We start from the raw sequence: 5,453 nt of genomic DNA, 5'->3' as shown, positions 1-5,453 counted from the left end.
ATCCCCACCAGAATACTGGTAGGGATTATCTTTCATCTGCAGGATCGGTCAAGTCCTCTTAAACGATCGGCATTGCTGCCAATGGCGGTGCTTTTTTTTTAAAAGAAGGTCCTAGGAAGAAGAGCCTCGACTCTAGGGCGCTACGCTGCGAGGGCGGGCTTCGCCCTGCTAGAAAGTGCAAAGGCTTGACGGGCTAAAGCCCGAGCTACATATCTTAGGCTCTAGGCTCTAGGTTTTAGGACCTAGGAACTAGGACCTTTCTCAGCCTTTCCTATTTTTTCCGTAAGCGCAGCGTTCCGTAGTGACGTAGTCACGTTCCCTAGGCCGCAGGCCGTTCGGCTGTTACCGTCTTTGCTTTCTCCGTCTTGGCTTTCATCCTCTTTGCTGTTTGCCTTTCCTAGAACCTTCCCTTTTCCCATATCTAAAAAAGTTAGCTTAATTCGGCCGCAACCGCTAACAAAGATCACGCTTTGTGTTAATCTTCCGTGATTCGCATCACCTGTCATCCAACTAACAAAAATAAAGAAAAGGTTTCCAATGGACGATAATAAACGCCCGCTCTATCTTCCTTTTGCCGGTCCAGCCATTCTTGAAGCCCCTTTGATCAACAAAGGCAGCGCTTTCACCGACGAAGAACGGATATTTTTCAATCTAGAAGGCCTACTGCCACACGTGATTGAAACCATTGAAGAGCAAGCCTCACGCGCTTACGACCAATATAAAAACTTCAGCAATGATCTCGATAAACACATCTATCTTAGAAACATTCAAGATACCAACGAGACCTTGTATTACCGTCTAGTACAAAACCACATTACCGAGATGATGCCTATCATCTATACCCCAACTGTGGGTATGGCCTGTGAGCGTTTTTCTAAAGATTATCGCCGTAACCGTGGCCTATTTATCTCGTACGCCAATAAAGACCGTATCGACGACATTCTTAATAACTCGACTCGTCAAAAAGTGAAAATCATCGTGGTGACCGACGGTGAACGCATTTTAGGCTTAGGCGACCAAGGTATTGGCGGCATGGGGATCCCTATTGGTAAGCTGTCACTCTACACCAGCTGTGGTGGTATTAGCCCAGCTTACACCCTGCCAATAACCTTAGATGTGGGTACCGATAACCCGCATCTGCTTGAAGACCCAATGTATATGGGTATGCGTAGCCCGCGTATTGGCGGCGAAGAGTATAAAGAGTTTGTAGAAGCCTTTATGCAAGCTGTCAGTCGCCGCTGGCCAGATGCACTGATCCAGTTTGAGGATTTCGCGCAAAAGAACGCCATGCCACTGCTAGAGCGCTATAAAGATCAATACTGCTGCTTTAACGATGATATTCAAGGTACGGCTGCAGTAACCGTTGGCTCGCTCTTAGCCGCCTGTAAAGCCGCAAAAAGTAAGCTTAGTGAGCAACGCATTACCTTCTTAGGTGCTGGCTCGGCAGGTTGTGGTATTGCAGAGGCCATCGTGGCGCAGATGGTGTCTGAAGGCATTAGTGAAACTCAGGCTCGCAAGCAAGTGTTTATGGTTGATCGCTGGGGCATGCTGCAATCAAACATGCCTAATTTGCTGCCATTCCAGCAAAAGCTGGCGCAGCAGTGCGATGACATTGCCAACTGGGATAACTTTAGCGACAACATCTCACTACTCGATGTCGTCAACAATGCTAAACCAACAGTATTGATAGGTGTATCAGGTGCACCTGGCTTGTTTACTGAAGAGATCATCAAAGCGATGCACAGCCATTGCAAACGCCCAATTGTGTTCCCTTTATCGAACCCAACTAGTCGTGTTGAAGCAACGCCAAAAGACATCTTGCACTGGACCAAAGGTCAAGCGCTAGTGGCAACGGGGAGCCCGTTTGAGCCCGTGGTCGTCGATGATGTGACTTATGAAATCGCCCAGTGTAATAACAGTTATATCTTCCCAGGTATTGGCCTAGGCGTATTAGCCTCAGGCGCAAAACGTGTGAGTGATGCCATGTTGATGGCATCGAGCCGCGCGTTAGCCGAGTGTTCACCATTATCGATTGATGGTGAAGGTTCGTTATTACCTAAGCTTGAAGATATTCATATGGTCAGTAAGCGTATTGCGTTTGCCGTTGCCAGAGTAGCGATTGAAGAAGGTCATGCTTTACCAACAACCAATGAGTTGCTGACTTATGCGATTGAAGATAACTTCTGGACAGCAGAGTATCGTAGTTATAAAAGAACTGCGTTCTAGGCTTTAGTTCTAGAGTTAGGCTTTAGGCTTAAAGCTACAAATAGCATTTGAAAAGCAGTCATATTTGGCTGCTTTTTTGTTTTTGGGGTTTGGGGTTTTGTTTGAGTTGGGAGTATCAGATCGGCGGCCTTACAGCCGAGATGTTTATCTACCAAGCTGCGCTCGAGCTTTAAGTTAGACGCTGTCTAACAAACTACGTTGTAAGCAATCAAGCTCCGCTTGATAAAGGTCGTGGCATTGCCACATTGGTAATGCATCAGGCTGCGCCTGACAAAAGTCGTGGGATTCCATCCCACACCCGGCAAGGAGGACTGCTCGTCCTTATCCTCCTTGCATCCACCATGACGCCCCGACGAAGTTAAATGCATTAGATACGGGCCTCATACTCCAATAAAAATCGCCTAACGGCTCAGATGGGACATCCATGTCCCCCCGAGCCTAAGCCATCATCCATGATGGATCCACGGCATTTTCATCTGCGTACTTCGGCAACTTCGATGGGGAAATAGGTGTTTCCTGTGAGCCCATAATCACCGGATAAACGTTTAATTTATAAAAGTTTACTCTGACCCGATATATCATAGTACGCCTTAGTGAAGGCTTGAGCCCTATGCAGTGAAAGTTGCACGTACGGTTATTAGGAGAGCGGCACTTGGTAACTAGTGCCGCTTATCCGACCAAAGCTTGTTGGGGCGGTTATTATAAGTGATAAAATCATCAACATCTTGACCAAGTTTTAGTAATGCTAGAGAGTGTCTACTGAACTTGTTCATTACCAAAAGTTAGGTATGAAAATGGAAGAAATTACAGTTATACACCTTTCCAAAGTATATAAATTCACTGGTATTTTACTTGGTAAAGATCGAAAAACACAAATGTATAAAACGGCAGAAGGTAAATATATTGTTTTCGAAACCGAATCAGAAGACGAAGGTGGAATGACAGCTTTCCCTACTGCTCAAGCATTACTTAATAATCCTGAATACACTGAACCACAATGGATAAAGTGGGCTGGCTTAGAGTTTCCAGAATCAATGGTAGAAAGGCTGTAGTTAAGTAAATTGAGCCACTTGAAACAGTCGACTAACAACACTGTGCAGATGATGTTTGTCCTCGGCTGGTAACGTCACACTCTCTAACAGAAAGTTGCCCGAAAGTAAGTTACGAGCTATTACCAGTAGCATGATTATATCTAATGATAGATACTTTACTGAGTCAGGATAAGTAGATATTCGCTATAAGAGGTTGAATTGAATAGTTATAACATACACCTAAAGCGACAAGGTTTTGAGCTCTTAGAAGATATTGGGGCTGGTCTTTCTGGAAAAACTAAGAAAGCAAAGCAACCTTCACTTAATAGATTTGTTGCCGTTAAGTTTTTTGATAGCGCACTTAATAAAAATAATGAAGAACTAAGGAAGAAATTCAAGAGGGAGGCTTTCATTCTAGCTGAAATCCAACACCCAGCAATCCCATATGTTATAACAATTGGTGAGGTTATGGGCAGTGAAAGTGCAATACCTTACATCGTTATGGAATATATAGATGGAATGAATTTAGAGGAGTATACGAATAAAAATGGTGTTTTAGAACAACGGCAGGTTGTTCAAATTGCTACACAAGTCCTAGATGCATTGGCATTAGTTCACTCGAAAGAGATCATTCATCGAGATATAAAACCCTCTAACATCATGTTGTCTGAAACTGGGCATACTTACCTTATTGATTTCTCAATCGGCTTAGCTCCGTCTGGAAGACCTAATCTTACGCGTGCAACCAGAACAGGCGATCACTTAGGCTCTGTTGAATACATTTCTCCAGAACAAAGTATTGACATGAAGAATGTAGATCAACGCACTGATATATTTTCGCTCGGTTTAACTCTATGCAAGTTGTTAACTGGTACGCCTTCAGTTCAAGCACTAGAGAAACCAAAACTTTCTATACCTTTTGCTTTGCGAAAGATAATAACCAAAGCATGTGAATATGACAGCAAAGATCGATATTCAAATGTCAGTGAGTTTTTACGTGAACTACAGGGGGGCTTTGGTACTGGACACTTTGGGGGGAACAATCCTGGTCGCGCGCTGTGTAACGATCTAAAATGTCCAAGTGCAGATTGGTCCTCGAACGGATACTACAAGGGGGCGTATTTCATCGAAGAGTGCACCGATACCCACTGCACATTTTGTGGGAATAAACTCGTATATCAATGTACTTGCGGATATCCGATAGCAAACACTCCATTTTGTGGTGGCTGCGGTGGAGAGCTTTTTAAAGTTCCTGAGTGTGAAAAATGTGGTTCATATTTAAAGAAAATTGATATGGGCAAAGATACTTCAGATGGTTGTTCGAAATGTAAAAGCAAACAACCACAACCTCAACAAGGTTATGGGTATAGACAAGCGGCTCCACAACCCATTAAATCCGATGACATTCCATTCTGAGGACCTACACTTTCATTAATAATGACTTACAATAGATGCTTGTTGGGTTGAATTCACTTTGGTTTGTGCACTCCTATTGTAGGCGTTATCCCTATCTCAGATAATCCTACAAGTTGCATTTAGAGTATAAAATCTAGCACGTTTATGTCCAAAAATGAGTCCGCGAGCCCTGAACATATGTAAGACAAAGATAGGACAGCCATATCCTTTTTTATTCCAGCCCTATACCAAATTTGCCTTTAACCATAACGTTAAAACTTGCTGGCTCCTCAAGCTCACAGAAAAGCCCAGTTCCCCATCGGAGTTGCCGAAGTGCGTAGATAAAAATGCAGTAGGACCATCATGGATGATGGTTCAGGCTCGGGGGGACATGGATGTCCCATCTGAGCCGTTAGGCGATTTGTTGTTGAAGCATGAGGCCCGTATCTAATACACGGAGGTCACGGAGAAGATCGTAGAGCAAAAGTTCAACATGTTGATGACGAGTCTTTTGCTGCTGCTTTTGTTATAGCTGTTGCTTTTCTTCGTGTAGCGTAGCGCTCCGTGTCCTTCGTGGTAAATGAGATCTTGCCCAGTAACGAGCTAGGGCTTTAGCCATAACTCCAAATGCCTAGAATGACGCTTGTCTAACCTGGTGTAGATACGGTCGTGACCGTCCATGTTCTGGTGAGAGGTAACGAAGTTATCAAGCTCTCGAACGAGAGGCATGGATAATGGAATGGACCCATCCACTTTTAATCGGCCTCACAATGGGCCACGATGTAGTTGCTTAAACTCATC

At 44.2% G+C, this 5,453-nt stretch carries 3 protein-coding genes; all 3 read left to right on the top strand.

Annotation, left to right across the window (positions count from 1 at the left end; translation table 11 throughout):
- Positions 1–537: 537 nt before the first annotated feature.
- A complete protein-coding gene (locus ACVBIL_RS20445) occupies positions 538–2,226 on the top strand; it encodes an NAD-dependent malic enzyme (RefSeq protein WP_447168772.1) in 1,689 nt (562 codons plus the stop codon).
- Positions 2,227–3,020: 794 nt separating this feature from the next.
- Complete coding sequence (locus ACVBIL_RS20440) at positions 3,021–3,278, top strand: hypothetical protein (RefSeq protein WP_447168771.1); 258 nt, start codon at positions 3,021–3,023, stop codon at positions 3,276–3,278.
- Positions 3,279–3,476: 198 nt separating this feature from the next.
- Complete coding sequence (locus ACVBIL_RS20435; RefSeq protein ID WP_447168770.1) at positions 3,477–4,673, top strand: serine/threonine-protein kinase; 1,197 nt, start codon at positions 3,477–3,479, stop codon at positions 4,671–4,673.
- Positions 4,674–5,453 lie beyond the last annotated feature (780 nt).

It is taken from the genome of Shewanella sp. 125m-7 (assembly GCF_052977045.1).
This window is presented reverse-complemented; position numbering and strand designations above follow the sequence as displayed.

Coding starts and splice junctions, on each gene's coding strand:
- ACVBIL_RS20445 (WP_447168772.1), top strand. CDS start 538: ATGGACGATAATAAACGCCCGCTCTATCTTCCTTTTGCCGGTCCAGCC.
- ACVBIL_RS20440 (WP_447168771.1), top strand. CDS start 3,021: ATGGAAGAAATTACAGTTATACACCTTTCCAAAGTATATAAATTCACT.